This is a genomic window from Nonomuraea sp. 10N515B (assembly GCF_052245915.1).
GTDB lineage: Bacteria > Actinomycetota > Actinomycetes > Streptosporangiales > Streptosporangiaceae > Nonomuraea.
The window spans coordinates 143,490-167,904 of sequence record NZ_JBQQBQ010000018.1 but is presented as its reverse complement, the minus strand read 5'-3'; the positions used below and the strand labels follow the sequence as shown (position 1 = coordinate 167,904).

Below are 24,415 nucleotides of genomic sequence, written 5' to 3'. Positions count from 1 at the left end.
GCCGAGGTCAGCGGCGTGACTTGCGCTGGTGCTCGTCCACCAGGAGCCTGGCCAGGTCGGCCACCTTGACCTGGTGGTGCTGGGAGATCCTGCGCAGCTCCTCGAACGCGGCCTCGGGCGTGCATCCGCTGGTCTGCATGATGATGCCCTTGGCCTGGTCGATGACGGACCGCCCGGCGAGGGCGGCCTGCAACTGGGCGGCATCCGTACGCACCTCGTCGAACTCCGACATGTTGGCCATGGCCACACCGAGCTGCTCGGTCAGCATGTCGGTGAGCGAGTGCGCGCCCTGCGCCGAGAACGCGCCCGGGCGTACGGAGTAAAGGCCCACGACCAGTTCGGCGGGCGCCACGTCGATGGGCACGACCAGCGCCGAGCGCACGCCCCATCGGGTGGCCAGCGCGTCGTAGCGCGGCCACCGGCTGTCGGTCAGCACGTCCGTCACGGAGGCGCGGGCCCCGATCTTCCTGGCCTCGATGGACGGGCCCTCGCCAAGCTCGCGCTCGCCCTCGACGAGCATGATCAGCTCGCTGTGCGAGCCGGAGACCAGGACCCGTTGGTCGCGCCAGTGCTCGGCGGAGGCCCCCGAGCAGCCCGGTACGCCGGCCGCCAGGGCCGTGGTGAGCCCGCGCAGCACGCTCTCCGTCGACGTGTCCTCGCTCAGCCGGCCCAGCGTGGCCAGGTCGCGGGCGAGGCCGGGAGTGATCATCGCGGTCGATTCCATAGCGATAAGGCTCTACCCCCATATAGCAGTCAATATCCCGAGTGGCGTAGCGTCAGAGGGTGAGCATGCCGGACCTCGAACACGCGCTGGACGCGCTGGCCGGGCGCGTCTCGTCGCTGCGTGAAGCGAGGACCGCCTACCCCGCCGACCAGGCGCAAACCCTGGACGCCGCGCTCGCCGAGCTCGACACGGCCGTCGAACTGCTGGCCGAGGCCCGCGAGCAGCTACGCAAGGGCGCCAAGCGGAGCGGGGGCAAGAAGGACGGCACGCAGCGGGAGCTGAAACTGCTGCGCCAGGTGTTCCGGGCGTTCCCGGTGCCGGTGATCGTGCTGGACGGCGGCGGCGTGGTCAGGAGGATCAACCCGGAGACCTCGCGGATGCTCGGCAGCCCCGACGGTTACTTGGTGGGGCGCTCGTTCCCGCTGCTCGTGGACGTGTCGCGGCGGGCGGCGTTCCGCTCGCATCTGACGTCGGTCCTGCAGACCGGGCAGCCGTCGGCGTTCGAGACCCGGCTGGCGCACCAGGGGCGCACCCACACGGTGCAGGTGGCGCTGACCCGGCTGACCATGCCGGGCGAGCCGCAGCAGATGGTGGCGGCCGTGGCGCTGCCGACCGAGGTGCAGCTGCCCGAGCCGGGCGCGCGGCGGCCCGAGCAGTCCGACGGGGCGTTGCTGATCGCCGCGGCCAAGCGGCAGGACCTGCTGGTCAAGATGGGCAAGCTGCTGCTCGACGAGCAGGCGCTGCTGCGGCCGGTCGCGATGGCGCGGGCGACCCGGCTGCTGGCGGCCGAGTGGGCGGACTGGGTGGTCGCGGATCTCGTGCGTGGCGGGCTGCCGCGCCGCGCGGTCGTGATGGGGCCCAAGGATCATCCGGTCGGCGAGCTCGTACGCCAGGTCGAGGCGGCCGATCCGGCCGCCGGCCAGGTGGTGCTGCAGGTGTTGGAGCGGGGCTCCGGCGTCGTGCAGGAGATGGTGGACGACGAGACGTTGCTGGGCTTCTGCGCCGAGGGGCCGGTGCTGACGGCGATGGGCGCCGGCTCGATGGTGTGCGTGCCGATCGGGGCCGGCGACGGGGCGCTGACGCTGGTACGCACGCACGACAGGCCGCCGTTCACGCTGGCGGACCTGGCGGTGATGCAGGAGGTGGGGCTGCAGCTGGGGCTGGCGGTCCGCGCGCAGAGCAGTTACCAGAGCCGTTCGAGCGCGGCGGACGCCCTGTCGGCGAGCGTCGCGCCGCGCAACCTGCCCGACGTGCCCGGCTACGAGGCGGCGGCCGTCTACTACCCGGGCTCGTCGGTGGGCGCGGAGTTCTACGACGTCTTCCCGGTCTCCAAAGGATGGGCGTTCGCGCTGGGCGGCGCGGCCGGCAAGGGCGAGGAGGCGGCGTCGGTCAGCGCCATGGTGCGCGGCGGCCTGCGGGTGCTGAGCGCCTGGGAGTCCGATCCCGACCTGGTGATGCGCAAGGTCAACGAGGCCCTGGTCGCGCAGGGCACCGGCATGTTCGTGATGGCGGTGGCGGGGTTCGTACGGGGCCGCGAGATCCGGCTGTCGTCGGCCGGGCACCATCCCGCGGTGCTGCTGCAGCCCGACGGCGGCGTGCGGTACGCGGCGGGCGGCGGCGTGCCGCTGGGCATCGCGCCCGAGGCGGAGACCGGGGCGGAGACGCTGACGGTCTGCTCGGGCGAGACGCTGGTGCTGTACTCGGAAGGGCTGATCTCCTCCAGGAACGAGCGCGGCGAGCCGTACGGCGAGGAGCGTCTGGCCGACGTGCTCGGCCGGTGTGCGGGCCAGGCGCCGTCCACCGTGGTCAAGGCGGTGGAGTCGGACCGGAACGCCTTCTCCAGCGGCCAGGTGTGGGATGAGATCGTGGTGCTCGCCCTACGGGGTGTCTGATCTGTAGGGGTTTGCGAGCGCAGTAAACCTGGGTATCGTCGTAGACGTAGACGCATGTGCCTAAGACGCAGGCACACCTTAAACGCTTTCCACGCTGCTGAGGTGTGCCATGAATATTGCGATCGTCGCATCCGCCGGGGGAAACCAGCGCCATCGCCTCCTCGCCGTCGCACGCGAGCTGGGGCGCGAGCACCACGTCACGATCTACTCCCGCCGTGACAGCGCCGAGGGCAGGCCCAGGACGCGGGTGGCCCCGGGGGTCACGCTGGAGCAGCTGGACGTGGGCCCGCCCAAGGATCTGCCCGCCGACGACGTGCTGCCGTACCTTCATGACCTCGGCGAGCACCTGATGCGGCGGTGGAGCCAGGACAGGCCGGACGTGATCCACGCCCACAGCTGGACCTGGGGCCTGGCCTCCGTGGCCGGGGCCGAGGGGTTGTCGGTGCCGGTCACGCAGACGTTCCACACTGTCGACGCGCTGCACAAGGACGTGGAAAGGGCACTGGGCCGCAGGGCCAACGCGGTCATCGCGGGCTCCGGCGACGAGGAGTCGGCGCTGATCCGGCTCGGCGTGCCACGCGGCAACATCGCGATCGTCCCCTACGGCGTCGACACCGAGCGCTTCCAGCGGCGCGGCCCGGTGGCCACGCGCGGCTCGCGCAAGCGGCTCCTGCACGTCGGCCCGCTCACGCCGGACCGCGGCGCGCACACCATCGTGCGGGCGCTGCAGGGGCTCTCCGACGTGGAGCTGGTCATCGCGGGCGGACCCGAGCCCGATGACCTCGACGACGACAGGGACGCGCGCCGCCTGCGCTCCCTGGCCGAGCAGCTCGGCGTCGACGACCGGGTGACGCTGCTGGGCCAGGTCAAGCGGCCGGCGGTGGCGAAGCTGATGCGCAGCGCGGACGCCGTGGTGTCGGTGCCGCGCGAGGCCGTCACGGGGATCGTCGCGCTTGAGGCCATGGCCTGCGGCGTGCCGGTGATCGCCTCGGCCGTCGGGGCGCATCTGGACTCGGTCATCGACGGCGTCACCGGCCTGCTGGTGCCGCCCGACCGGCCGGCGCGTACCGCGCGGCTGGCCCGCGAGCTGCTGTGGGACCCGACCCTGCGGACCGCGCTCGGGTACGCGGGCGCCGACCGGGCCCGCTCGCGTTATTCCTGGGAGCGGGTGAGCCAGGAGCTGGTACGCGTCTACGAGCACGCCTGCGCCTGACCTGCGAAACGGCTCCGGCTCTGCCGGGGCCTTTTCCGTGGCCGGGAACGGGCGGCGGCGGACGGGGCTGTTACCAGAGTGAAAACTTTGCTTCTATGGGGCGCATGCTCAGACGCAGTTCGATCCTGGCGGCGACGGCGCTCCTGAGCGTCGCCGCGCTCCCCCAGACCGCGCAGGCGCAGACGTGGGGCGCGCCCGTCCTCGTCGAGAACTTCACCGGCTCCTCGATCAACACGAACAGGTGGATGATCTACCACTCCCCCACCGCCGAACGGAACCCGCGCACCGGGCGAGCGGCCACGGTCGCGAACGGCGTGCTGCGCCTCAAGGGCGGCATGTACGGCGGCAAGGACCTGTCGGGCGGCGTGGCCGCCAGGCACGCGCAGCAGTACGGCCGGTGGGAGGTCAGGTTCCGGGCCGAGGCGGGCGCCGGTTACACGCCGGTGGCGCTGCTGTGGCCGACGGCGCAGGGCCAGGGCGGCGGCTACGCCGAGGTCAACTTCGCCGAGATCGTGGACCCGAAGCGGCAGGGCGGCGGAATCTTCGTGCACGGCGGTCAGGGCCGGGCCCAGCGGCAGTTGCGTGCCGACTTCACCCGCTGGCACACGGCGGCCGTGGACTGGCTGCCGGGGCGGCTGACGTTCTGGCTGGACGGCAGGAAGGTGTGGGACTACCGCGGCGCGTACGTGCCCGGCGGCGGCCGGATGGCCCTGGCACTGCAGAACGACGTGGTGTGCGAGCCGCGCTGCCGCGACGCCTCGACCCCGGCCACCGTGTCGATGTACGTCGACTGGGTGAAGGTCTACAAGGCGTCCTGACCGAGCAGCCTGGCGGCCTTGAGCGCCAGGTGTACGGCCAGGCGGTCGTCGCCGTCCGAGAGGTCGCGGTGGGTGAGGCGCTCGGCCTTGCCCAGCCGGTAGTAGAGCGTCTGCCGGTGGATGCCGAGGTCGGCGGCCGCCTTCTGGGCGTGGCCGCCGAGGTCGAGGTAGACCTCCACGGTCTGGGCCAGCTCCGCGTCCAGCGCGGCGGTCTCGGCGGCCAGCTCACGCAGGTCGGGCCGGCCGAGGCGGGCCAGGAGGCGGTGCACGCCCAGGTCCTCCCAGCGGGCGACGGGCGCGTGCCGAGGGAAGTGCTCGGCGATGCGCAGCGCCTGGCGGGCCTCGCGCCAGCTCAGCCAGGCGTCGCCCGGATCGCTCCGGGGCGCGCCGAGGCCGGCCGCGGTGCCGTACGCGCTCTGCACGGTCTGCGCCACCTCGCCGGCCAGGTGGGCGGGGGCGAGCAGGGCGACCGGTGAGCCGGGGCGGGCCAGGACGCCGCGCGGGAGCGTCCAGAGGGCGGCGAGGCGCTCCTGCGACTCCCGTACGGCGATGGCCGTGACCGGCCCGGGCACCTCGATGGACACGCCGGCGCGTTCCTCGGGGTCGGGCGAGAACAGCGCGAGCAGGCCGCGGCCGAGGTCGCGGCGGCTCCTGGCCTCCTGGGCGAGCGCGGCGGCGGCCCTGGCCACGAGCGGCGCGGCCGAGCGCAGCCGCTCGCCGGTGAGCGCGCCCGAGTCGAGCAGCCACAGGTAGCCGTAGACGACGTCGCCGTGCCGCAGCGGCCAGCACACCCTGGCCAGGACCTTGAGGTCGGCGTCGCCGGGGATCTTGACCGGGCCTTCGGCCTTGGCGATGCCGTAGCGCTCGAAGTAGTCACGCACCTCGCCGGTGGCGCGCCTGCGCAGGATGGACTCCTGGCGGACCGTGTCGATGTCGCCGTGCTGAGCGCCGTAGGCCAGCAGCCGGAACGTGCGGTCCTCCAGCGTCGCGGACGCCCCCAGCCGGGCGGCGATCTCGTCGACGAGCTCTTGTAGGTCGGCCGAATTGTGCATTTGTACAACAGCCTGCCACACGCCGCGTTACGCGCGTCGATGGCCCCCTCTGAGCTGCGTTTTTAAACTGAGCACATGCTCGGTCACCTGCTGCTCGCCGCTTCAGGGAGCGGTGTCGTACGTCGCACCGTCTCCGGCTTCCCGCTCACCAGGAAGGTGGTCGGGCGGTTCGTCGCGGGCGAGAGCGCCGGGGAGGCCCGCGACGCCGTCGAGCGGCTGCGTGACGCCGGCCTGGCCGTCACGATCGACCACCTCGGCGAAGAGACGCGCGACGCGCGGGCCGCCGAGGCCACCGCGGACGCCTACATCAGGCTGCTGGAGGCGCTGCGGCCGCTGGAGCTCGGCGCCGCGGGCGAGGTGTCGGTGAAGTTGTCGGCCGTCGGGCAGCGGCTCGACGAGACGATGGCGCTCGAGCACGCCCGCGAGATCTGCGCCGCCGCCGCGGCGAACGGCTCGCCCGTCACGCTCGACATGGAGGACCACACCACGGTCGACTCCACGCTCGGCATCCTGCGCAAGCTGCGTGAGGACTACCCGTCGACGGGCGTGGCGATCCAGGCGTACCTGTTCCGCAGCGAGGAGGACTGCCGCGACCTGGCGGCGGAGGGCTCCCGGGTGCGGCTGGTCAAGGGCGCCTACCGCGAGCCCGCCTCGGTCGCGCACCAGGGGAAGACCGCCGTGGACAAGGCGTACGTGCGATGCCTGCGGATCCTCATGGCGGGGAAGGGTTACCCCATGGTGGCGACGCACGACGACCGCATGATCGCGATCACGGAGCTGCTCGCCGACCGATACGGGCGGACGATCGGCGACCACGAGTTCCAGATGCTCTATGGAATCCGGACCGACCGGCAGGAGGCCCTCGCCGGGGCCGGTCACACGGTCCGCGTCTACGTCCCGTACGGCGACGACTGGTACGGCTACTTCATGCGCCGCCTCGCCGAGCGCCCGGCCAACGTCGCCTTCTTCCTTCGTGCCCTTGGGGGTAAGTAATGGATGCCATCAGCAACGTCCCCGTTCCCGCCAACGAGCGGGTCTACGGCTACGCGCCCGGCAGCGCCGAACGCGGCACGCTCGAGGACCGCGTCAAGGAGCTGGCCGGGGCGTCGATCGACCTCACCATGACCATCGGCGGCGAGCAGCGGCTCGGCGGCGGCGCGCCCATCAACGTGGTGCAGCCGCACAACCATGCCTCCGTCCTGGGCCGTACCAACGACGCTACGGTCCAGGACGTGCGGGACGCGATCTCCGCCGCGCTCCAGGCGGCGCCCGCGTGGCGGGCGCTGTCGTTCGACGAGCGGGCCGCGATCTTCCTGAAGGCGGCGGACCTGCTGGCCGGACCGTGGCGGGCGACGCTGAACGCGGCCACGATGCTGGGCCAGTCCAAGTCGGTGCAGCAGGCGGAGATCGACGCGGCCTGCGAGCTGATCGACTTCCTGCGGTTCAACGTGGCCTACGCCCGGCAGCTCTACGCCGACCAGCCGATGTCGTCGCCGGGCGTGTGGAACAGGATGGAGTACCGGCCGCTCGAGGGGTTCGTGCTCGCGATCACGCCGTTCAATTTCACCGCCATCGCCGGAAATTTGCCGACATCTGCCGCTTTGATGGGGAATGTCGTCGTCTGGAAGCCGTCGCCGACGCAGCAGTTCGCCGCGCACTTCACTATGCGGCTGCTGGAGGCGGCCGGGCTGCCGCCCGGCGTGATCAATATGGTCACCGGCAACGGCCAGGCCGTCTCCGACGTCGCGCTCACGCACCCCGCGCTGGCCGGCATCCACTTCACCGGCTCCACCGCGACGTTCCAGCACCTGTGGAGCACGGTCGGCGCGAACATCGCCTCCTACCACGGCTACCCGCGGCTCGTCGGCGAGACCGGCGGCAAGGACTTCGTGGTGGCCCACCCGTCCGCCGACCCGGCCGTGCTCGCGACGGCGCTGGTCAGGGGCGCGTTCGAGTACCAGGGGCAGAAGTGCTCGGCGGCCTCGCGCGCGTACGTGCCGCGCTCGGTCTGGAGCCGGATGCGCGACGACTTCGTCGCCGCCACCGAGTCGCTGACCGTGGGTGACGTCTCCGGGGACCTGTCGACGTTCATGGGCGGGGTCATCGACGGCCGGGCCTTCGCCAAGCACAAGGCGGCCATCGACCGGGCGCGGGCGGCCTCGAACATCGATGTGCTCACCGGCTCGTACGACGACAGCGTCGGATATTTCGTGAAGCCGACCATCCTGGAGTGCGCCGACCCGGCCGACGAGATCTTCGTCAAGGAGTACTTCGGCCCGATCCTTGGCGTGCACGTCTACGAGGACCGCGACTTCGACCAGGTGCTCGACCAGATGGAGGGCATCGCCCCGTACGCGCTGACCGGGTCGATCATCGCGCAGGACCGCTACGCCATCGCCGCGGCCTCGGACCGGCTGCGCTTCGCGGCCGGCAACTTCTACGTCAACGACAAGCCGACCGGGGCGGTCGTGGGGCAGCAGCCGTTCGGCGGCGCCCGCGCCTCCGGCACCAACGACAAGGCGGGCTCGATCTTCAACCTGATCCGGTGGGTGAACGCCCGCACGATCAAGGAGACGTTCGTCCCGCCCACCGACCATCGTTACCCGCACATGGGCTGATTTCCCGGCCCCGCCACTCCGAGAGCCTCCGGGTCCTGCCCCCGGGGGCTCTCGGCATCCTGGTCTCGGGGCGGCGCCATGGCGGCAGGCGTCAGTCGATCCGCTGGCAGATGCTCACCGGCAGCCGAGCAGACCACCTCTTGGTGGCTTCGTCGTAGGCGCGCGCGTACCCGTTCTTGCTTCCGGCGCAGGGAGCGGCGATCGTCGTGTCGACATAGATGGTTCCGCCGGGCGTGATGGAGTGCGGCTGAGCGATCTGCCACTTGGAGAACGCCGCCCGGCCGGAGTTGTACTTGACGGTCAGGAAGACGCGGCCCCCCATGGTGAAATTGCCGCCAGCGATCTTGAGATGGCCGTTGAAGGTGTAATTGAACAGGAAGGGCCGATCCTGCCTGACCTCGTCGAAGGTGCCGGCGGACATGGTCGATGCGTTCGCGGGGGCGCTGAGGGCCGGGACGCCCAGGGCGACGATGCCCGCGGCGGCGGTGACTCCCAGCAGGGTGCGGATGGTGCGGCTCATCGGGATCTCCCCTGTGATGGTGTGAAGCATGCCGAGCCTGTCGGGGGCTCGCATCACCATTGACAGGTACGCCGCCTGCAACGTGCTTTCAGTAGCCCGACGGCCGCATGCAGACCGCTGTAGGTTGGCTCACCGCGCAACCAGGGGCCCTCGCAGCGTCTTGGCCGCCGGCGAGCGCCCCCAACTACTGGGGCAGGCCGTAAGATCGCGGCATCGCCGTTGATCGCACGGGACGTGTATCGTCGGGAACCATGTTCCGCCCTCTGCACGCCGGAGAGCCGACCCGGCTGGGTGACTACCGCATCGTGGCGGGCCTCGGTGAAGGCGGACAGGGCGTGGTCTACTTGGCCGAGGACGCCTCGGGCGAGCGGGTGGCGGTCAAGGTGCTGCACGCCAGGCTGGCCGGGAGCAGTGAGGCGCGCGAGCGGTTCTTACGCGAGGTGGACGCGGCCATGCGGGTGGCGGCGTTCTGCACGGCCCGCGTGCTGGATGTGGCGGTCGACGGCGACCGGCCTTACATCGTGTCGGAGTTCATCGACGGCTTGTCGCTGGAGAGTTCCGTCCGCGAGCACGGGCCCAGGTCCGGCGGCGCCCTCGACCGCATCGCGGTCAGCACGGCGACCGCGCTGGCGGCGATCCACCGGGCCGGGATCGTCCATCGTGACTTCAAGCCGTCCAACGTCCTGCTGGGCTCCGACGGCCCCCGGGTGATCGACTTCGGCATCGCGCGCGCGATCGACCTCACGGCCACCGGCGGCTCGGTGGGCACCCCGGCGTACATGGCTCCCGAGCTGATCCACGGTGAGCCGGCGCAGCCCGCGTCCGACGTGTTCAGCTGGGCGGTGACCGTGGCCTTCGCCGCGACCGGCCGCGCGCCCTTCGGCCAGGACACGCTGCCCGCGGTGATGTACCGCATCCTCCACGCCCAGCCGGATCTGGACGGCGTTCCCGAGCCGCTGCGCGCCCTTCTCGCCCGCTGCCTGGCCAAGGAGCCGCAGGCACGTCCCACGGCGGCCGAGGTCCTGCACCTCCTCCTCGGCCACGGCCAGACCTCGACCAAGCCCGTCGCACCACCCACTCCGGGAACGCCGCCCACGGGTGGCGTTCCGCCCGCCGACCCCACCACAGACGCGCGCCGCCGCAAGCGGTCCAGGCTCCTGGTGGCGGGCTCGGCCGCCACCGTGGCGGTGCTGGTGAGCGTGATCGTGGTGGCCCTGGAAGGGGGAGGGAGCGACTCCACGGCGACACCCACGCGCTCGGCGAACTCGGGCATACCGTCGGCGACGGCCGGCTTCGCCGCCCGGCCGTACGGCAGGCGGATCGCGAAGGCCATCCTCGGCGGCGAAGTGAACACCCTGGCGGTGAGCACCTACGGCGGACAGCGCGCGGTGCTGGCCGGCAGCACCAAGGGCGTGGCCAAGGCGTGGACGTTCGATACGCGCCCCAGCGAGCTGACCGAGCTGAAGAACTCCGGGAGCGAGGAGACGGACGCCGCCATCGACGTGGGCGAGGTGGACGGGCAGGCGGCCATGTTCCAGCGGCTGCAGAACGGTGGGGTCATCGTCTCCGGCGGGGACAGCCTCGAGCCGCTCGGCCCCGCCTACAAAGGCCACCAGAAGATCGTCTACACGATCGCCGCCGCGCAGGTGGCGGGCAAGACGGTCCTGGTCAGCGGTGACGAGGCCGGAAAGGTCCGCGTGTGGGACCCGAAGACGGGCAAGGACTCCGGGCCCCAACCCAAGACGGCGGGCGGCGAGCCGATGTTCGGTGTCGCGACCGGCACGATGGACGGGCACCCGTTCGCGGTGACCGCGTCGGCCGACGACACCGCGCAGGTGTGGAACCTGGAGACCGGCGCCCTGGCCGCCACCTTCCGCAGCCACATCGGTGACGTCTTCACCGTGGCGACCGCGGTGATGGACGGCCAGTCTCTGGGGGTCAGCGGCGGTTCCGACCACAAGGTCCGCGTCTGGGACCTGCGCAGCGGCCAGGAGATCACCTCGTTCTCAGGCCACACCGCCGAGGTCGCCTGCCTGGCGGTGGGCCGGGTCAAGGGTCGCGCGGTCGTCGCCTCCGGCGGGTTCGACGGAACCATCCGTGTCTGGGACCTGCGCAGCGGCAAGCCGATCGGCGACCCGCTGAAGTCTCCCGGCGGGCGCGTCTACTCGGTGGTGATCGCCGAGGACAATGGGGAGTCCTGGCTGGCCGCGGGCGACGTCAAGGGAAACGTCACAGGATGGAGTCTCGGCCCGGCCTCCCCTTAGAGCGGCCCCGCACCCACTCCTCCTCGGGTGCCCCCGCCTTCTCCTCGCGCCTCCGCCGGGCGTGATGGAGTGCGGCCGAGCGGTCTGCCACTTGGAGAACGCCGCCCGGCCGGACTGGCTGCGCTCTCCAGAGCTGGTGGCCTGGCACCAGGGCAACGTCATGGTCACGCATCAGGGGCATCGCCCTGACGGCAGAACAACGCCCGGGAAGACCCTAGAGTGCCCTCTCAGCGTCTTGTTCGTCGGGGATCGCTCCCAGCGGCAGCACGTCGAAGTGGATGACCACATGGCCAGCCGACCCATCACTCGGCGACGGCTCGCGTTCGCGGAGATCGGAAACCGTGCGGTACCTCTCCAGCACCTCCAGCACCTCGTCCCGCAACCGGGCCGTCTCCGCCACCGTGAGCCGCAGCGACCGCCGCCCGAACCCGCTGGCCTGCACCCACTTCTCCGGCGCCCGCGCCCCCTCCTCGCGCCACCTGGCCAGCTCCGCGCCCCGCTGGCGCACCAAGTCGTCGAGCAGGAGCTCCAGAGCGCTGGCCGCCTCGGGATCGGGCGGGGTCTCACCGTAGCTGAAGCCGCCGGGCACGATGCGCCAGTACTTCTCCTTCCCGCGCCCCATCTCGGGCACGACCTCGATCATGCCGTGCCTGGCCAGCTCCCTCAGGTGGTAGCTCGTCGCCCCGGTGTTCTGCCCGAGCAGGCCGGCGAGTCCGGTCGCCGTGGACGGTCCCCGCTCGTCCAGCAGCTCGTAGATCCGCAGTCGCAGGGGGTGCGCGAACGACTTCAATGCGTTCGCGTCGAGCGTACGAGCGGAAAAGCTCTTGCCTTGCTTCACTGTGCAAGCCTATCTTTGCAAAGAAATCTATGCACACTTTCTTTTGGACACTTCCACCCTATAGGAGCGAGTCGTGGCAGGTCTTGGGCGTCCGTTCGCCTTCCTGTGGTCGTCCACCGCGTTGTCCAACCTCGCGGACGGCGTGCTGAAGATCGGCGCGCCGTTGCTGGCGGTGTCGATGACCCGCTCTCCGACCCTGGTCTCCCTGGTAGGCGCCGCCGCGACGGCGCCGTGGCTGCTCCTGGCGCTGCACGCGGGGGCGATCGCCGACCGGGCCGACCGTCGCCGCGTCATGGTGCTGGCCAACGCCGCCCGGTCCACGATCCTCGCCACCACGGCGCTGCTCGCCGCGTTCGGCCTGCTCGACCTGTGGGTCCTGCTCGCGGCGGTGCTGGCGGCCGGGGTGAGCGAGGTCTTCGCCGACACCTCGGCGCAGTCCATCCTGCCGATGACCGTCCCTGCGGATCACCTGACCAGAGCGAACGGCCGGGTGTCCAGTGCCCAGCTGATCGGCAACGACTTCGTTGGCGCCCCCGTGGCCGGGCTCCTCGTCGCGGTGCTGCCCACCGCCCTGTTCGGCGCCCCGGCCCTGCTGTACGGCGCCGCAGGGCTGCTCCTGCTGGGCATGCGCGGCACGTACCGGTTAGCCGAGCCCCGCGCGGACCGCCGCCCGCTGCGGCAGGACATCGGCGAGGGGCTGCGCTTTCTGCGTTCTCACCATGTGCTGCGGAGCCTGGCGATCACGGCGGGCATGCTCAACCTCGCCAACGCCGCCTATTTCGCCGTCTTCGTGCTGTGGGTCGTGGGCGACGGGTCAGCGGTCGGGCTGGAGCCAGGCGGCTACGGTTTGATGATGACGGCGTTCGCGGCCGGTGCGGTGTTCGGGTCCCTGCTGAGCGGGCGTGTCGCGGGGATCTTCGGGGAGTTCCGCACGCTCGCGTGGGCCTGGCTGGTCAGCAGCCTCCTTCTCCTGGTGCCCATACTGCTGCCGTCTCCGTGGACGCTCTACCCGACCGCCGTGCTGTGGGGCGTGGTAGGGGCGGGGGGCAATGTGCTGGTGATCTCGGCGCGGCAGCGGCTCATCCCGGCGGAATTGCTCGGGAGGGTCAATTCGGCATACCGCCTCGTCGGGATGGGCGGGATGCCTTTGGGGGCGGCGCTCGGGGGCGTCGTGGCCGAGTTCGCCGGGCTTGCGGCCGTGCTCGCGGGCGCGACAGGAGTGTGTCTGGCGGCAGTCGGACTGGTGTGGCGCGCGTTGTCGGAACGAATTTCCAGGCCGCTGACCAGCGCACCTACACTTTCCGACATATCCGGATCACGTTAGTCACCCTAGACACTGTGCTGAAGTGACATGATTATCCCCGAGCTTGAGGGGATGGTATGCGGAAGATCGGCGGACGGTACCTCCTGAATGAGGAGGCCGGTCGTGGAGGTATGGGAGTCGTCTGGCGTGCGTTCGATCAGCTCCTCCACCGGACGGTGGCGCTTAAGGAGCTGACCTTGGCCGGTGAGGTCGAGATGGTGCGCCGCCGGGTGCTGCGTGAGGCCAGGATGGCTGCTGGGCTGACGCACCCCAACATCGTCACGGTGCACGACCTGATCGAAGAGGGCGGCAAGCTCTGGATCGTGATGGAGTATCTCGACGGACTCTCCTTGCACCAGTTGCTCTCCCAAGTGGGCACGCTGCCGGCGCAGTCGGTCGCCGCGATCGGGCAGCACCTGCTCGCCGCGCTGCGGACCGCTCACCAGGCCGGGGTGCTGCATCGTGACGTGAAGCCCGCCAACGTCATGCTGACCGGCGACCGGGTGGTGCTGACCGACTTCGGCATCGCCACGGCCGAGGGCGACATCCGCATGACGACGTCGCGGCGGCTGCGCGGCACGCCTGCCTTCATGGCCCCCGAGCGGCTCCACGGCGGGCCGGCCAGCAAGGAGGCCGACATGTGGTCCTTCGGCGCCACCCTCTACAGCGCCGTCGAAGGGCAGCCCCCTTACCCGGGCCAGGACGCGGCCACCGTGCTCGGCATGGCCAGGAGCGGCCCCTACCCGCCGCCCCGGCGGGCCGGGGTGATGCGGCCGCTGATCGAGGGGCTGCTGCACAACGACCCGGTGCGCCGCTTCACGCCGGAGCAGACGGCGGGTCTATTGGCCGGCATGCGCGCCAGCACGTTCCAAGCCGCCATCTAAGGCACCGCCGGGGACAGCGAAACGGCTGTTCTTGGTGAAAGCGGATCGCTGGGTGCGCAGGGCTGTCAACGCCGACAGCGGACGGCTAGCGTGGAGGAGGTGGATGTCGTCTACACCCCTTACGATCCGTCGATCAACGACGATCCGTACCCTGTCTACGCGCAGCTGCGCCGGGAAGCGCCGATCTACCACAATCCGGACCTCGACTTCTGGGCGTTGTCCCGGCACGCCGACGTCTCGGCCGCGTTGACCGACAGCACCCGCTACTCCAGCGACCACGGCCCCATGCTCGATCGCGGCGCGTGGGGACCGCACGCGCGGACGTTCCTGTCGTTCGTGGCCATGGACCCGCCCGAGCACACCCGGATGCGGTCGATCGTGTCACGCGCTTTCACACCGCGCCGGGTCGCCGCCCTCGAACCCATGATCAGGGAGATCGCCCGGGGCTACATCGCACTGGGCCTCGAGAAGGGCACGTTCGACTTCGCCCGCGATCTGTCGGCCAAGCTGCCGCTGGACGTGATCTCCGAGCTGATGGGCGTGCCGCCGTCCGACCGGGCCGAGGTACGCCGCAAGTCCGACACCCTGGTCAGGTACGACCCGCAGGGCCAGATGTCCGACGCCGGGCTCAAGAGCATCCTGTCGCTCGGCGACTACTACGCCTCGATCATCGCCGATCGCAAGATCACGCCGCGCGACGATCTCGTCTCCGCTCTCGTGGCCGACGGCGGCCTGACCGACGAGGAGATCGAGGCGTTCATCTTCCTGCTGATCGGGGCCGGCTCGGAGACCACGACGCACCTGCTCAGCGCCGCCTGGTACTGGGCGTGGCGCTATCCGGACCAGCGCGCCGCCGCCTTCGGCGGGGCGATCACGCCGTGGGTGGAGGAGTCATTGCGGTACGACACCCCGGCGCACGGCCTGGCCCGCCGCCTCGCCGAGCCCACCGAACTGCACGGCACACTCGTCCCCAAGGACGCCAAGATCTGGATCCTCATCGGCGCCGCCAACCGGGACGGGTCGGTCTTCCCCGTTCCCGACGCCTACGACCTGACCCGCGACACTTCCCGCGCCATCAGCTTCGGCGTCGGCCGCCACTACTGCCTCGGCGGCCCGCTGGCCCGGCTGGAGGCGCGGGTGACGCTGGAGGAGCTGACGAAGGCGGTCTCGCCCGGCTACGAGGTTCACGAGGAGGGCATCAGACGCACCGCGCACGGCAACGTCCGGGGCATGGTCCATCTCCCGACCACCGTCAGACCAACCTGAAGAGACTGCTACCTTCTGGTCATGGCTGAGATCGTGTACCCGCCGGTTATCGCCGCCGCGCGGACCCTCTTTCGCGCGCTCGACATCCGCTTCCATATGGAGGGGACCGAGCACGTGCCACAGTCCGGGGGGGCCGTGCTGGTGAGCAATCACATCAGCTACCTCGACTTCATCTTCGCCGGGTTCGCCGCGTTGCCGTCGAAGCGGCTGGTGCGGTTCATGGCCAAGCAGGACGTGTTCGAGCATCGGATCTCGGGGCCGTTGATGCGCGGCATGCATCACATCCCGGTCGATCGGGGGGCGGGCGCGGGGTCGTACGCGACGGCGCTGCGGATGTTGAAGGCCGGCGAGGTGGTGGGCGTGTTCGCCGAGGCCACGATCAGCCGGTCGTTCACCGTCAAGGAGATCAAGAACGGCGCGATCCGGATGGCGCAGGCCACCAACACGCCGATCATCCCGGTGGCGTTGTGGGGCAGCCAGCGGCTCTGGACCAAGGGGCGGCCGCGCAAGCTGCTGCAGCGGCACGTGCCTCTCACCATCCTGGTCGGGGAGCCGATGCACCCGAAGCGGGGCGAGGACGTCAACCAGCACACCACCGACCTGCATGCCCGCATGTCCGAACTGGTGGACCGCGCCCAGCGCACCTATCCGGAGATTACCCCGGGAGCGTGGTGGCAGCCCGCCCACCTGGGCGGCACGGCCCCGACCCCGGAGGAGGCGGCGGCCATGGACGCGGCGGAGGCCGAGGCAAGAGCGAAGAAGGCATAACGCCCGTCGAGGGTGGTGTGCGGGGCCAGTCCCGGCATGGTGGTGACGCCCAGGTCGAGAGCGAGCCGGTGCCCGGCCCGAGCGAGGCGGCCGACGACACGCTCCAGCTCTACTTCCTGTGCGCACACCCGCCCCTGACGCCGGCTGCGGCCGTCACGTACGGTTCAACCAGCCAGGTGACGTCGCCACGGTGCTGCTCCACCACGCACGGCGTCCCGCTCGGACCGCTCCCGACGGGAGGCTCGTGCCTCTGGCCGAGCAGGACCGCGGCCTGTGGAACACCCGCCTGATCGCCGAAGGCGTCGACGTGCCAGGCAGCCCTCGCCCGCGACCGGCTGGGCGAGTTCCAGGCCCAAGCCGCCATCGCCGCGTTCCACGCCGACGCCACGACGGCCGCGGAGACCGACCGGGTGCAGATCGTCGAGCAGGCCGCACGGCTCAACGCGCAGCTGCGCAGTTGAGCCCCAATGCGATTGACATTTCCGCCTCTTTCAGCGAGCAGATGGGTACGCCTACACCACGTGGAAGGAGGGAGGGGCTTGCTCGTCGGGCTCAAGCCCCCGACGTCCCGACCCCTCGAAGAAGGAATGAAGAAGCTCATAAATGCGGCGAACTCGGTCGTTGAGGACGCGTTGAACGGCATGGCCGCGGCCCATCCCTCGCTGCGGATCCGCGATCAGGTGGTCTACCGGGCCGAGGGCCCGCGTCCGGGCAAGGTCGGCCTGGTCTCGGGCGGTGGCTCCGGGCACGAGCCGCTGCATGCCGGTTTCGTGGGATACGGCATGCTCGACGCGGCCTGCCCCGGCGAGGTCTTCACCTCGCCCGTGCCCGACCAGATCATCGATGCGACGAGGGCGGTGGACAGCGGCGCGGGCGTCCTGCACATCGTCAAGAACTACACCGGCGACGTGCTCAACTTCGAGATGGCCGCCGAGCTGGTCGAGAGCGTCGAGGTGGCGAGCGTGCTGGTCGACGACGACGTGGCGGTGCGGGACTCCCTCTACACGGCGGGCCGCCGCGGCACCGGGGCGACGTTGTTCGTGGAGAAGATCGCGGGCGCGCTGGCGGAGGAGGGCGCGCCGCTGGCCGAGGTGGCGAGGGTGGCGGGCGAGGTGGACGAGCGCAGCCGGTCGTTCGGGATCGCGCTGACCTCGTGTACGACGCCACACGCCGGCAAGCCGACCTTCGACCTGCCGGAGCACGAGGTGGAGCTGGGGATCGGCATCCACGGCGAGCCGGGGCGCGCCCGGGCTCCGATGGCGTCGGCCCGCGAGCTGGCCGGGATCACGATGGAGACCATCCACGGGGACATGCCGCTCCACGGCGATCTCCTGGTCATGGTCAACGGCATGGGCGGGACGCCGCTCATGGAGCTGTACGTGGTGTTCGCCGAGGTGGCGTCCTTCGTCAAGGGGAAGGGCGCGCGCGTGTCCCGATCGCTGGTCGGCAACTACGTGACGAGCCTGGACATGCAGGGTTTCTCCGTGACGGTCTGCCTGCTGGACGATGAGCTGATGCGCTTGTGGGACGCGCCGGTCGAGACGCCGGGACTGCGCTGGGGGCGTTGAATGGACACCATGGAGACCTTGGACACCGCCTTCTTCGTGGCGTGGTTCGCGGAGGCGGCCAGGCTGGTTCGCCAGGACCGTGACCGGCTGACGGAGCTGGACGCCGCGATCGGCGACGCCGACCACGGCACGAACCTCGACCGCGGGCTCACCGAGGTCACCAAGGCGCTGGCCGAGTGGCCGCCGGAAACGCCGGTGCAGGTGCTGACGTCGGCCGGGGCGGCGCTGATCCGCCGGGTGGGCGGGGCTTCCGGGCCGCTGTACGGGTCGGTGTTCCGGCAAATGGGCAAGGCGTTGCGGGCGCCGGTGACGCTGGCGGGGTTCACGGCGGCGTTCGAGGAGGGGGTCGTGGCGCTGGAGCGGCTGGGCAAGGCGGCTCTGGGTGACAAGACCATGGTGGACGCGCTGGCGCCCGCGTCCCGTGCGCTGGCGCTGGCCGTACGGGACGGGGTGGGGCTTCGGGAGGCGTTCGAGCAGGCGGCGCGGGCGGCGGAGGAGGGCGCTGAGGCGACGATCCCGATGCAGGCCCGCAAGGGGCGGGCCAGTTACCTGGGCGAGCGCAGCGTCGGGCACGAGGATCCGGGCGCGGCGTCGGCGGCGTTGTTCATGGCTGCGCTGGCCACCGTGGCGGCCTGATGCAAGCCGCGCGATGACGGAGGCCGGGTGATGGTGGGCCTGGTGCTGGTGTCGCACAGTGCGGGCCTGGCGGCGGAGGCGGTGCGGCTCGTCCGGGGTATCGCCGGTGCCGGCACGCCGGTGGCGGCGGCGGGCGGCACGGACGACGGCGGGCTGGGCACGAGCCTGGATCTCATCGAGGCCGCGGTACGGGCGGTCGACCAGGGTGATGGGGTCGTCCTGGTGCCCGATCTGGGCAGCTCGGTGCTGACTGCCCGTCTGGTGGAGGAGCCGGGGCGGGTGGTGCTGGCGGACGTGCCGTTCGTGGAGGGCGCGATCGCGGCGGCGGTGGCGGCGAGCGCGGGGATGCCGCTGGCCGACGTGCTGGCCGCCGCCGAGGAGGCCCGCACCTTCCGCAAACTCTAGAAACCCGGCGATCGCTCGGCGCGCCGGGATCTCGAGCGCCCGTGGATCAGTGGCCCTTGAACGCCTCCTCCAGCCACCACGAGCCTCGATCCTTCGTGACCTTGGCATGCACGAGCAGGGGCCGGTCCCGTGGCCCCTTGAGCCATTCGGCCACGCCGGCCAGGTCGGCCTGCTCGGTGACGGTCACGGCGGCGAAGCCGTGGCCGCGGGCGATGGCGGCGAGGTCGGCCGGTGGGAAGGTGACGGTGTCCAGGGGATGGCCGTGGGGTCCGAAATGGTGCACCTCGGCCCCGTACGCCTCGTCGTCGTACACCACGACCACCATCGGCAGACCCAGGCGGACGACGGTTTCCAGCTCCGCGCTGCCCATGAGGGCGCCGCCGTCGCCGAGCGCGACCACCGGCAGCCGGTCCGGCTGGGCCAGGGCGGCGCCGATCGCCGTCGCCAGTCCCAGCCCGATGGACTGGAACGCCTGCGTGAAGCAGAACCCGCGCTCGTCCGGGACGTCGAGGAACATCGACGGGTATCCCATGAAATTTCCGGAGTCGATGGAGAGGATGCGTTCGAGCGGCAGCAGGTCGTCCAGGCCGATGGTGAGCGTCCTGGGGTCGATCCTGCCGCCGCCGCTCTCGTCCTCGTACGGCACGTCCCGCCAGCGACCCTCGGCCTGGATGCGTCGCGCGAGCGCCGGGGAACGATAACCCCGGACGCCGGTCGGCTCGGGGGTCAGGGCGGCCGCGACGGCCGCCACGTCACCCACCACGCCCAGGTCCACGGGCACGTACGTGCCGAACGCCGACCGGTCGAGGTCGACCTGTGCCACCTTCCCGTCCCGCGGGATCAGGGTGCCGTGGCGGGTGGTCCACATGTTGAGCGCGCACCCCCACCCGACGACCAGGTCCGCGCCGCCGATCAGCTCGGCCGCCAGCGGGGTCGCGAAGCCGCCGCTCACGTCCAGGTCCCATGGACTGCCGCGGAACAGCCCTCTGGCCACGGCCGAGGTGGCCAGAAGGGCGCCCACCCGGTCGGCCAGGGTCTCCAGCTCACGGCGTGCGTGCCGGGCGCCGCGCCCGGCGATGAACACGGGCCGCCGAGCGTGGCTGAGCAGGCGCGCCAGCTCCGGCACCGCACCGTCACTCGTGTTCACGGCACCGGACTCACCGCCGCCGGTGGGCCGGACGCCGGGCGGATCGCAGGGCATGGCCTGGACGTCGAGCGGGAGGTTGAGCAGGACCGTGCGCCGTTCCTCCACGGCCACCCGGTACGCCTCCACCGCCTGCTCCCCCGCCCCCTCCGGCGAGGCGACCCGCAGTGGCACCGCCCCCACCGCCGCGGCGAGGGCGTCCTGGTCGATGTGGAAGTTGGAACGGGGATCGGTGACCTCGCCGGCGAGGACGATCAGCGGGGTGCGGCTCTTGGCGGCCTCCGCGATGCCGGTCAGCGCATTCGTGAGCCCGGGCCCCTGATGCACGGACACGATCCCGGCCCGCCCGCTCATCCGGGCGTAGGCGTCGGCCATCGTCGCGGCCCCGCTCTCGTGCCGCGCCGCGACGAACCGCACGCCTGCGGCGACGAGCGCGTTCGTGACGTGGAAGTTGCCGCTGCCGACCACGCCGAAGACGGTCGTGGCGCCGCAGGCGGCCAGGGCCCGGCCCACGGCCTCCGCGACGATCAACGTTCCACCAGGGCCAGCACCCGGACAGGGCTGCCCGAGCCGCCCACGATGGGCAGCGGCGGCGCGACCACGACGGCGCCGGTCACCGGCAGGCGGTCGAGGTTGCGCAGCTGGGTCAGGCCGTATTTGCCGGCGCCGAGCAGGAACGAGTGGCAGGGGAACGCGGGGTCGAAGGAGTGGGCGGCGCCGGCGTCGGTGCCGACGGTCTCGACGCCCAGGCCGATGATCGGCGTGTCGGACGCCAGCCAGGAGGCGCATTCGACGGAGACGCCGGGCGTGTGGGGCCCGGTCTCGTTGGCGTTCAGGAAGGCGGCCTGGTCGGAGGAGCGGGTGTCCCAGCCGGTGCGGTAGAGCAGCCAGCCGCCGTCGGGCAGCGGCCCGTTGGCGCGTTCCCACTCCTTGACGTGGTCGATCTGGAGGAGGAAGTCGGGGTCCTTGGACGCCTCGGCGGAGAAGTCGAGGACGACGGCGGGCGCGATCAGCTTGCCGGCGGGCACCTGGGAGACGTCCTGGCCGTCGCGGGCGGTGATCCAGTGGACGGGGGCGTCGAAGTGCGTTCCCGTGTGCTCACCCGTGTGGATGTCGTTCCAGTACCAGGCGGGGCCGCGGTCGTCGTACCGGCTGATCTCCTCCAGCCGGAAGGGGATCGTGTTGCCGAACGGGTCGGGCAGCTGGAGGATCGGCGTCTGCGACGAGAGCGGCGCGGTGAGGTCGATCACCTCGATCGCGCCGCTGCGCACGTGGTCCACGAAGCTCTGCAACACCGACATGGCATCCTCCTTGATGGCTTGTGCGCATCCTCCTATGTCGGTGTTCAGGCCTTCAAGCCGGTGAAGCAGATCGCGGCCCTGGACTTCCCGGCCGCGGGTGCTGCCTACTCTTCGGCTCGATCCTTCTGCTCGGAGGTCTTGAGCTTCTCCCACTTCTCGAGCAGCCCCGTCATCTCGCCCTGGATGAAACGGAAGAAGTCCCGCATCTCGCCGACCCGGCCGCCGGCGCGCGTCTCGGGCCCGCCGAGCGCTTGGGCTCCGCCATCGGCCAGGTCGGCGATCATCGCGTAGACCCCGCCCGTGGTGGTGCTCGACAGGTACCAAGCGTTGTCCCGCAGCGAGTAGACATCGCGCCGCGAGCCGGGGATCGGGCGCCGGTCCATCAGGCCGATCTGGATGAGGTAACGCACGGCGCCGGAGATCGCCGACGGGCTCACGCCGAGGCGGCCGGCCAGCTCGCCGGCGGTGAGCGTGTCCTCCTCGGCGCACATCATGGTCAGCAGCACGCGCGCGGCCATCCGGGGGAAGCCCCACTCCGCGAACATCCGTGCGGTGCTCTCGACGAACTGCTCCACAGCCCGCTCGTCCCTAGATGTCACGGATCCTCCTTGATGCCGACATGCGCCAAGTTTACAGGTTTTTCAAACTTCACACTCGCGTGAAACGTGTGTAGGTTAATAACCATGACAACTGCGATCACGATCGCGAACCTCGTCAAGACGTTCGGCGAGACCCGTGCGCTCGACGACCTCGACCTCACCGTTCACACCGGCGAGGTCCACGGTTTCCTGGGCCCGAACGGGGCCGGCAAGTCCACAGCCATCCGCGTGCTGCTCGGCCTGATCCGCGCCGACTCCGGCACCGTGCGGCTGCTCGGGGGCGATCCCTGGCGCGATGCCGCCGAGCTCCACCGGCGCCTGGCCTACGTCCCCGGCGATGTGTCCCTGTGGCCCAACCTGACCGGCGGGGAGACCATCGACCTGCTGGGGCGGCTGCGCGGCGGCCACGACACCAGGCGCCGCGCCGAGCTCCTGGAGCGCTTCGAGCTCGACCCGCGCAAGAAGTGCCGCGCCTACTCCAAGGGCAACCGGCAGAAGGTCGCCCTGGTCGCCGCGCTGAGCTCCAACGCCGAGTTACTCATCCTCGACGAGCCCACCTCAGGGCTCGACCCGCTCATGGAGGCGGTCTTCCAGGAGTGCATCGCCGCGGAGCGCGGGCGCGGCCGTACGGTGCTGCTGTCCAGCCACATCCTGTCCGAGGTCGAGGCGCTGTGCGACCAGGTCAGCATCATCCGGGCCGGCCAGGTCGTCGAGACCGGCAGCCTGGAGGAGCTGCGCCACCTGTCCCGGACCTCCATCACGGCCGAGATCGGCTCCCCACTCCCCCGGCTCGGCGACCTGCCGGGCGTGTACGACGTGCACCACCAAGGAAGCAAGCTCAGCTGCCAGGTCGACCCGGCCGCGCTCCCGGAGGTCCTGCGGCTCCTCGGCCAGGCCGGCGCCCGCAGCCTGACCAGCCGGCCGCCCACCCTGGAGGAGCTGTTCCTGCGCCACTACACCCTCGCCGACCGGCACGCCGGGGCGCTGCGATGAACGCGCTCACCGGCACGGGCCGGCTCTTCCTGCTCTACCTGCGCCGCGACCGGCTCGTGGCCACCTGCTGGGTGGTGTTCCTGCCCCTGCTGGTGGTGAGCCAGGTCGCCTCCTACGAGACCATGCTGCCCACCGAGACCGACCGGGTGAACTTCGTCGCCCAGGTCGGCGGCAATGCCGCGCTCACCGCGTTCAGCGGCCGGCTCTACGGGGACGCGCTGGGCAACCTCGCGATGTGGAAGATCGGCGACATCGCCTACACGCTGGTGGCGTTCATGGCCGTGCTCAGCGTCATCAGGCACACCCGGGCGGAGGAGGAGTCGGGGCGCGCCGAGCTGGTCGGCTCCACGGTCGTCGGCCGGTTCGCCTCCCTCACGGCGAGCCTGCTGCTGGCCTGGGCGGTCTCGCTGGCGGCCGGGCTGCTGACCGCGCTCGGCATGATCGGGTACGGGCTGGATACGCCCGGCTCGTTCACCGTCGCGCTCGGGATGACCGGGCCCGGACTCGTGCTCGCCGCCGTCGCCGGGCTGGCCGCGCAGCTCACCGAGCGGGCCCGTACGGCCGGCGCGATCGCGTTCACCGTGCTCGGCCTCCAGTACCTGATCCGTTTCACCGCCGACGGCGGCGGCATCCTGTGGCTGCGCTGGCTCTCCCCGAACGGGTGGAGCCACCTGATGCGGCCGTTCGGCGGCGACCTGTGGTGGGTCTTCCTCCTGCCGGTGGCCGCGTGCCTGGCGATCAGCGCCGCCGCCTACCGGCTGGCCGCCCGGCGCGATCTGGGCGCGGGCGTGCTCCAGAGCCGCCCCGGCCCCGCGGTGGCGGCGCCCGGGCTGCGTAGCTCGCCGGCCATGGCCTGGCGGCTGGAGCGCGGCCAGCTCCTCGGCTGGACCGGCGCGTACGCCGGGTTCAGCGCGATCACGGCGGGCGTGGCCAACGGCATCCCCGAGATCGCCGAGCAGGCGGGCCCGCAGATCGAGGAGTTCTTCCGCCGCTACACCGCCTCCCCCGACGCCGACCTGTCCGACACCTTCATCTGGATGGTGCTGCTCAGCCTCGCCGGGATCGCCACGCTCTATCCCATGTTGTCGGCCGTGCGGCTGCGTGCCGAGGAAACCAGCGGGCGCGCCGAACTGCTGCTGTCGACGCCCGTGGGACGCGTGCGCTGGGCCGGCGGTCATCTGCTCTTCGCCGCCCTGGGCTCCCTGACGACCATGACCGCCTCCGGGCTCGCGGCCGGGCTCGTGTACGGCCTCACCACCGGCGACGTGGGCGCCCACCTGCCACGCGTGCTCGGCGCCGCCCTGTCGCTGGTGCCCGCGGTCTGGGCCGTCGGCGCGGTCGGCATCCTCGCCCTCGGCCTGATCCCCCGCTGGGCGGTGGCCACCGTGTGGGTGGTGTTCATGTTCCAGCAGCTCTTCGGCGAGCAGATCGGCCCCGCCCTGGGCATCGACTACTGGATCGCCAACGCCGTCGTGCCCATGCACCACATCCCGAAGGTCCTCACCGGCGCCGAATTCGACGCGACCCCGCTGCTCGTCCTCACCGTCCTGGCCGTAGCGCTCGGCGGCGTGGGCCTGACGGCGCTCAAGCGCCGCGACCTCACCTGACG

Annotated in this window: 22 protein-coding genes and 1 pseudogene; 16 read left to right on the top strand and 7 right to left on the bottom strand. The window is 71.3% G+C overall.

Going from position 1 to position 24,415, the window contains the following annotated elements; all coding sequences use genetic code 11:
• Positions 1-7 precede the first annotated feature (7 nt).
• Complete coding sequence (locus ACTWQA_RS27160) at positions 8-724, bottom strand: ANTAR domain-containing protein (protein ID WP_443161888.1); 717 nt, start codon at positions 722-724, stop codon at positions 8-10.
• Between the two features lie 65 nt (positions 725-789).
• On the opposite strand from ACTWQA_RS27160, the gene ACTWQA_RS27155 reads away from it, so the two are divergent.
• The 3 genes from ACTWQA_RS27155 (at position 790) to ACTWQA_RS27145 (ending at position 4,647) form a co-directional block, all read left to right on the top strand.
• Positions 790-2,616 carry a SpoIIE family protein phosphatase gene (locus ACTWQA_RS27155; RefSeq protein WP_443161902.1) on the top strand — a complete coding sequence of 609 codons (1,827 nt, stop codon included), beginning with the start codon at positions 790-792 and terminating at the stop codon, positions 2,614-2,616.
• Positions 2,617-2,725: 109 nt separating this feature from the next.
• The gene (locus tag ACTWQA_RS27150) at positions 2,726-3,829 is read left to right on the top strand and encodes a glycosyltransferase (RefSeq protein WP_443161887.1); all 1,104 of its coding nucleotides are present in this window, start codon (positions 2,726-2,728) and stop codon (positions 3,827-3,829) included.
• A gap of 104 nt (positions 3,830-3,933) precedes the next feature.
• Positions 3,934-4,647 (top strand): glycoside hydrolase family 16 protein, encoded by a 714-nt coding sequence (locus ACTWQA_RS27145; RefSeq protein ID WP_443161886.1) that lies wholly within the window; start codon positions 3,934-3,936, stop codon positions 4,645-4,647.
• Here the strand turns inward: ACTWQA_RS27145 and ACTWQA_RS27140 are convergent.
• Entirely contained in the window at positions 4,632-5,699 is a 1,068-nt protein-coding gene (locus ACTWQA_RS27140) for a PucR family transcriptional regulator (RefSeq protein ID WP_443161885.1), read from the bottom strand. The genes ACTWQA_RS27145 and ACTWQA_RS27140 overlap by 16 nt on opposite strands.
• A 75-nt stretch (positions 5,700-5,774) precedes the next feature.
• On the opposite strand from ACTWQA_RS27140, the gene ACTWQA_RS27135 reads away from it, so the two are divergent.
• Positions 5,775-6,692, top strand: a complete 918-nt coding sequence (locus ACTWQA_RS27135; protein WP_443161884.1) for a proline dehydrogenase family protein — start codon at positions 5,775-5,777, stop codon at positions 6,690-6,692.
• Positions 6,692-8,317, top strand: coding sequence for an L-glutamate gamma-semialdehyde dehydrogenase (gene pruA / locus ACTWQA_RS27130; RefSeq protein WP_443161883.1), 1,626 nt, complete (start codon positions 6,692-6,694; stop codon positions 8,315-8,317). The genes ACTWQA_RS27135 and pruA overlap by 1 nt, the downstream gene beginning before the upstream one ends.
• A 91-nt stretch (positions 8,318-8,408) precedes the next feature.
• Here the strand turns inward: pruA and ACTWQA_RS27125 are convergent, their stop codons facing one another.
• Entirely contained in the window at positions 8,409-8,837 is a 429-nt protein-coding gene (locus tag ACTWQA_RS27125) for a hypothetical protein (RefSeq protein ID WP_443161882.1), read from the bottom strand.
• Between the two features lie 251 nt (positions 8,838-9,088).
• Between ACTWQA_RS27125 and ACTWQA_RS27120 the strand changes: the two genes are divergently transcribed.
• Entirely contained in the window at positions 9,089-11,101 is a 2,013-nt protein-coding gene (locus tag ACTWQA_RS27120; RefSeq protein ID WP_443161881.1) for a serine/threonine-protein kinase, read from the top strand.
• Positions 11,102-11,315: 214 nt separating this feature from the next.
• Here ACTWQA_RS27120 and ACTWQA_RS27115 read toward each other — a convergent pair whose 3' ends face one another.
• The gene (locus ACTWQA_RS27115) at positions 11,316-11,939 is read right to left on the bottom strand and encodes an ArsR/SmtB family transcription factor (RefSeq protein ID WP_443161880.1); all 624 of its coding nucleotides are present in this window, start codon (positions 11,937-11,939) and stop codon (positions 11,316-11,318) included.
• 73 nt (positions 11,940-12,012) lie between these two features.
• Between ACTWQA_RS27115 and ACTWQA_RS27110 the strand changes: the two genes are divergently transcribed.
• The 8 genes and pseudogenes from ACTWQA_RS27110 to ACTWQA_RS27075 all read left to right on the top strand — a co-directional run bounded on the left by ACTWQA_RS27110 (position 12,013) and on the right by ACTWQA_RS27075 (position 18,769).
• Positions 12,013-13,263, top strand: a complete 1,251-nt coding sequence (locus tag ACTWQA_RS27110; protein ID WP_443161879.1) for an MFS transporter — start codon at positions 12,013-12,015, stop codon at positions 13,261-13,263.
• Between the two features lie 56 nt (positions 13,264-13,319).
• On the top strand, positions 13,320-14,126 hold the full coding sequence (locus ACTWQA_RS27105; RefSeq protein WP_305922141.1) for a serine/threonine-protein kinase: 807 nt from the start codon (positions 13,320-13,322) through the stop codon (positions 14,124-14,126).
• 99 nt (positions 14,127-14,225) lie between these two features.
• On the top strand, positions 14,226-15,392 hold the full coding sequence (locus ACTWQA_RS27100; RefSeq protein WP_443161878.1) for a cytochrome P450: 1,167 nt from the start codon (positions 14,226-14,228) through the stop codon (positions 15,390-15,392).
• A 21-nt stretch (positions 15,393-15,413) separates the two neighbouring features.
• Positions 15,414-16,160 carry a lysophospholipid acyltransferase family protein gene (locus ACTWQA_RS27095; protein WP_305922139.1) on the top strand — a complete coding sequence of 249 codons (747 nt, stop codon included), beginning with the start codon at positions 15,414-15,416 and terminating at the stop codon, positions 16,158-16,160.
• 29 nt (positions 16,161-16,189) lie between these two features.
• Positions 16,190-16,585 (top strand): annotated as a pseudogene (locus tag ACTWQA_RS27090) (DUF6596 domain-containing protein); the annotation flags it as partial.
• A gap of 162 nt (positions 16,586-16,747) precedes the next feature.
• Positions 16,748-17,728: a dihydroxyacetone kinase subunit DhaK gene (gene dhaK / locus ACTWQA_RS27085; protein WP_443161877.1), complete on the top strand. Its 981-nt coding sequence runs from the start codon at positions 16,748-16,750 to the stop codon at positions 17,726-17,728.
• A gap of 9 nt (positions 17,729-17,737) precedes the next feature.
• Positions 17,738-18,364 carry a dihydroxyacetone kinase subunit DhaL gene (gene dhaL / locus ACTWQA_RS27080; protein WP_443161876.1) on the top strand — a complete coding sequence of 209 codons (627 nt, stop codon included), beginning with the start codon at positions 17,738-17,740 and terminating at the stop codon, positions 18,362-18,364.
• A 30-nt stretch (positions 18,365-18,394) separates the two neighbouring features.
• Entirely contained in the window at positions 18,395-18,769 is a 375-nt protein-coding gene (locus ACTWQA_RS27075; protein WP_443161901.1) for a PTS-dependent dihydroxyacetone kinase phosphotransferase subunit DhaM, read from the top strand.
• Between the two features lie 46 nt (positions 18,770-18,815).
• Here ACTWQA_RS27075 and ACTWQA_RS27070 read toward each other — a convergent pair whose 3' ends face one another.
• From ACTWQA_RS27070 to ACTWQA_RS27060, 3 genes are all read right to left on the bottom strand, one after another.
• Positions 18,816-20,444: a thiamine pyrophosphate-binding protein gene (locus ACTWQA_RS27070; RefSeq protein ID WP_443161875.1), complete on the bottom strand. Its 1,629-nt coding sequence runs from the start codon at positions 20,442-20,444 to the stop codon at positions 18,816-18,818.
• Positions 20,441-21,214 (bottom strand): cyclase family protein, encoded by a 774-nt coding sequence (locus ACTWQA_RS27065; protein ID WP_443161874.1) that lies wholly within the window; start codon positions 21,212-21,214, stop codon positions 20,441-20,443. Before ACTWQA_RS27065 ends, ACTWQA_RS27070 begins: the two co-directional genes overlap by 4 nt.
• A 104-nt stretch (positions 21,215-21,318) precedes the next feature.
• Complete coding sequence (locus tag ACTWQA_RS27060) at positions 21,319-21,813, bottom strand: GbsR/MarR family transcriptional regulator (protein ID WP_443161873.1); 495 nt, start codon at positions 21,811-21,813, stop codon at positions 21,319-21,321.
• A gap of 84 nt (positions 21,814-21,897) precedes the next feature.
• Here ACTWQA_RS27060 and ACTWQA_RS27055 point away from each other — a divergent pair, with 84 nt between their 5' ends.
• On the top strand, positions 21,898-22,806 hold the full coding sequence (locus ACTWQA_RS27055) for an ABC transporter ATP-binding protein (RefSeq protein WP_443161872.1): 909 nt from the start codon (positions 21,898-21,900) through the stop codon (positions 22,804-22,806).
• Positions 22,803-24,413 (top strand): ABC transporter permease, encoded by a 1,611-nt coding sequence (locus ACTWQA_RS27050; protein WP_443161871.1) that lies wholly within the window; start codon positions 22,803-22,805, stop codon positions 24,411-24,413. Before ACTWQA_RS27055 ends, ACTWQA_RS27050 begins: the two co-directional genes overlap by 4 nt.
• Positions 24,414-24,415 lie beyond the last annotated feature (2 nt).

Coding starts and splice junctions, on each gene's coding strand:
- ACTWQA_RS27140 (WP_443161885.1), bottom strand. CDS start 5,699: ATGCACAATTCGGCCGACCTACAAGAGCTCGTCGACGAGATCGCCGCC.
- ACTWQA_RS27125 (WP_443161882.1), bottom strand. CDS start 8,837: ATGAGCCGCACCATCCGCACCCTGCTGGGAGTCACCGCCGCCGCGGGC.
- ACTWQA_RS27075 (WP_443161901.1), top strand. CDS start 18,395: ATGGTGGGCCTGGTGCTGGTGTCGCACAGTGCGGGCCTGGCGGCGGAG.
- ACTWQA_RS27150 (WP_443161887.1), top strand. CDS start 2,726: ATGAATATTGCGATCGTCGCATCCGCCGGGGGAAACCAGCGCCATCGC.
- ACTWQA_RS27135 (WP_443161884.1), top strand. CDS start 5,775: ATGCTCGGTCACCTGCTGCTCGCCGCTTCAGGGAGCGGTGTCGTACGT.
- dhaK (WP_443161877.1), top strand. CDS start 16,748: ATGAAGAAGCTCATAAATGCGGCGAACTCGGTCGTTGAGGACGCGTTG.
- pruA (WP_443161883.1), top strand. CDS start 6,692: ATGGATGCCATCAGCAACGTCCCCGTTCCCGCCAACGAGCGGGTCTAC.
- dhaL (WP_443161876.1), top strand. CDS start 17,738: ATGGAGACCTTGGACACCGCCTTCTTCGTGGCGTGGTTCGCGGAGGCG.
- ACTWQA_RS27095 (WP_305922139.1), top strand. CDS start 15,414: ATGGCTGAGATCGTGTACCCGCCGGTTATCGCCGCCGCGCGGACCCTC.
- ACTWQA_RS27120 (WP_443161881.1), top strand. CDS start 9,089: ATGTTCCGCCCTCTGCACGCCGGAGAGCCGACCCGGCTGGGTGACTAC.
- ACTWQA_RS27065 (WP_443161874.1), bottom strand. CDS start 21,214: ATGTCGGTGTTGCAGAGCTTCGTGGACCACGTGCGCAGCGGCGCGATC.
- ACTWQA_RS27155 (WP_443161902.1), top strand. CDS start 790: ATGCCGGACCTCGAACACGCGCTGGACGCGCTGGCCGGGCGCGTCTCG.
- ACTWQA_RS27055 (WP_443161872.1), top strand. CDS start 21,898: ATGACAACTGCGATCACGATCGCGAACCTCGTCAAGACGTTCGGCGAG.
- ACTWQA_RS27105 (WP_305922141.1), top strand. CDS start 13,320: ATGCGGAAGATCGGCGGACGGTACCTCCTGAATGAGGAGGCCGGTCGT.
- ACTWQA_RS27145 (WP_443161886.1), top strand. CDS start 3,934: ATGCTCAGACGCAGTTCGATCCTGGCGGCGACGGCGCTCCTGAGCGTC.
- ACTWQA_RS27050 (WP_443161871.1), top strand. CDS start 22,803: ATGAACGCGCTCACCGGCACGGGCCGGCTCTTCCTGCTCTACCTGCGC.
- ACTWQA_RS27160 (WP_443161888.1), bottom strand. CDS start 724: ATGGAATCGACCGCGATGATCACTCCCGGCCTCGCCCGCGACCTGGCC.